General features: G+C 47.6%; 4 protein-coding genes. All 4 read right to left on the bottom strand.

Translation table 11 applies throughout. The features are described 5' to 3' along the window. On the bottom strand, nucleotides 1-684 hold a 684-nt coding region (locus CVN76_RS09615; RefSeq protein ID WP_100531082.1), incomplete at its 3' end, for a metal ABC transporter permease. Further along, complete coding sequence (locus CVN76_RS09610) at nucleotides 681-1604, bottom strand: metal ABC transporter permease (protein ID WP_100531081.1); 924 nt, start codon at nucleotides 1602-1604, stop codon at nucleotides 681-683. The genes CVN76_RS09610 and CVN76_RS09615, both read right to left, overlap by 4 nt. Nucleotides 1605-1614: 10 nt before the next feature. Further along, entirely contained in the window at nucleotides 1615-2370 is a 756-nt protein-coding gene (locus CVN76_RS09605) for a metal ABC transporter ATP-binding protein (protein ID WP_100531080.1), read from the bottom strand. A 12-nt stretch (nucleotides 2371-2382) separates the two neighbouring features. Further along, the coding region (locus CVN76_RS09600) for a metal ABC transporter solute-binding protein, Zn/Mn family (RefSeq protein WP_157805621.1) at nucleotides 2383-2990 on the bottom strand (608 nt) is incomplete at its 5' end.

The raw sequence follows: 2990 nt of genomic DNA, 5'->3' as shown, positions 1-2990 counted from the left end.
CATCCCGCTTAAACGCTCTGACAATAAATATGCCGTCGCAGCGGGAATGATGAGCATTCCAACCACTAAAATCGAACCTACACTATCAAAAGAAGCTACGGTAGTCATCGAAATGAGGCTCATCAATAAATAATGAAACAACAGAACCGGAATCCCCATGGCGGCGGCAAGTGCCGGATCGAAGGATACAAGCTTGAACTGTTTGAAGAAAACGAAAATCAAGATGAGGTTCAGGATAAAGCAGCTCCCCACAATCCAAACGGCTTTCGGCCCGGCCTCTATTCCGCCAATTGTCATCGTGTTCCACGGAGTATAGGCGATTTCCCCGTACAGGACGTGCTCAAGGTCAAAATCTATTTGTTGCGTATACAAGCTCACCAGTACGATTCCCGCGGCGAAGAGTGAGGTGAAGACGATGCCGATTGCCGCGTCGGATTGAACGCCGGAAGATTGGAAAAGCTGGATCAAGAATACTGTAAGCAAACCTAGCGCCGCTGCCCCGATCAGCATCGGAATGGAGTCACGGGTCCCGGTTATCAAAAAGGCCAATACGATTCCCGGTAACACGGAATGACTGATGGCATCACCTATCAAAGTCATTTTCCTCACGATTAAAAAACAACCTAGAACACTGCAGGAGCTCGCCACCAATGCTCCAACTAAGATAATCCAAAAATCATTCATGATGTATGTCTCCCTTTCCTTCTATCCTGTTCGAGAGAATGATTCTTTTTCAAGGATACCCTTCTCCATACAGATGAAAGCACTCCACGTTTAGGTGCAAAAAGCATGGAAAAGAAAAACCATGCCGTCGCCGATAAGACGATCAACGGGCCTGTCGGCAAATTATTGACGGACGTGCTGATAAGCGTGCCTGACACACCGCTCAGCATTCCGAATATCCCGGACAGGGTGACCATGATATGCAGACGCTCGGTCCAATATCTGGCGGAAACTGCAGGTGTGATCAGTAAGGATGCCATCAATACGACACCGACGGCTTGGATGCCGATCACGACAGCTGCCACAATCAGCATCATGATGAAATAATCAAGGAAAACGACCGGTAATCCCATTCCTTTGGCAAACCCTGGGTCAAAGGATAGTAATTTGAATTCTTTAAAAAACAACGTACAAGTGACAATCAGTATAAAAGAAACCGTCATCATCATATATACATCGGACATGACCATCGAGGCCGTCTGCCCGAACAGGAACGTATCCAGCCCGCTCTGGTTTCCATACTCGCTCTGCTGGATTTGCGTGAGCATGACGATCCCAAAGCCAAAGAAGGAGGATAATACGATTCCCAAAGCTGCATCCTGCTTAATTTTACTGTACCTCGTGAGTATACTTATCAAAAAAACAGCCACTAAACCTGCCAATGCCGCACCAATAAGAAAGAAGGAAGTCGATTTCACCCCAGTCAGCAGAAAAGCGACGCAGATGCCGGGCAACGCTGCATGCGCCAACGTGTCTCCAAGCAAAGACTGCTTTCTGAGATATGCAAAGCTTCCGATGACCCCACTGCTTAACCCGAGGAACATCGTGCCAAGCAAAATCCATCTCGTATTTGGATCAGTGATGATATCCAGTACATTCATCGTGAACACCTCATTTCAATAACAGGCCGGACTTTGCATCTGGCAGTATCGCTAAGCGGCCTCCATAGGTTTCCTGCAAATATTCAGGAATGAACACTTCTCCAGTCGGGCCAATTTTCATCAATCTTTTATTCAATAGCATCGTCCAGTCAAAATATTCCTTGACTGTCGATAGATCATGGTGCACGACTAGAACCGTTTTGCCTTTTTCCTTCAATTCCATCAGCAATAGGATGATTGCTTTCTCGGTTGCTGCATCGACCCCCACGAACGGTTCATCCATAAAGTAGATATCCGCTTCCTGGGCCAACGCACGAGCCAGGAAAATCCGCTGCTGCTGTCCGCCCGAGAGCTGGCTGATCTGACGGTTGGCATATTCGGCCATACCCACCTTATCGAGGCATTCCATCGCCTTTTGCCTTTCAGCCTTGCCAGGACGCTTCAGCCAGCCAAGGTGGCCATATCTCCCCATCATCACGACATCGAGCGCATTGGTCGGAAAATCCCAATCCACTGATTCCCGCTGCGGTACATAGCCGATGCTCTTTCTCATCGACTTATACGTAGAGCCCTTGATTGTGATGTCTCCGGATAGTTTCGGAACCAATTCGAGTATCCCCTTGATCAAGGTCGATTTCCCTGCTCCGTTAGGGCCGATGATACCGATTAAATTCCCTTCCGGCACCTCGAATGAGACATCCTCCACAACCGGTTTTTTATGATAAGCGATCGTTAAATTCTCAACCTTCAAAGCCGCTTGCTCCATTTTTTCTCCCCCTTATTTCAAAGCATGGACGATCGTGTCTGTATTATGACGGACCATTCCTATATAGGTTCCTTCCTCCGTACCCTTTTCACCCATCGCATCCGAGAATAATTCACCGCCGATTTTCACGCTATGGCCCTGCTTGGCAGCTCCTTGAATGACAGCCTCTATCGCCTTCCTCGGAACGCTGGACTCTATGAAAATCGCTTTTATTTCGTTCTTCACCAGGTAATTCCGCATATCCGTCACATCTTTTGATCCATATTCCGACAATGTGTTGATTCCCTGAAGCCCCCTTACGTCCAAACCATATGACTGCCCGTAGTAACCGAAGGCATCATGCGCTGTAACAAGCACCCGTTGGTCTTCCGGAATTTTATTTATTTCGTCCTGAACGTACCGATCCAGCTCCTCCAACTGCGAAACATATTTTTCATAATGCGAGAGATAGTCCGCTTCATGATCTGGGTCATTGGCAATCAATTCCTTCTTCACCGCCCCTGCAGCAACGATCCATAGCTTTACATCAAACCAAACATGGGGATCATGTTCCGTTGCACTTACTTTACGAAGCTGGTTTTCCTTAAAATCCTCCGTTACGGCGATCGTCGGTTTATTCT

This window comes from Bacillus sp. mrc49, assembly GCF_002803435.1.
Note: the sequence above shows the minus strand (reverse complement) of the source record. Positions and strands in the feature narration are given on the sequence as shown.

Bases quoted from the DNA above. Each gene is read 5' to 3' on its own strand.
- CVN76_RS09610 (WP_100531081.1), bottom strand. From the start codon at position 1,604: ATGAATGTACTGGATATCATCACTGATCCAAATACGAGATGGATTTTG.
- CVN76_RS09605 (WP_100531080.1), bottom strand. From the start codon at position 2,370: ATGGAGCAAGCGGCTTTGAAGGTTGAGAATTTAACGATCGCTTATCAT.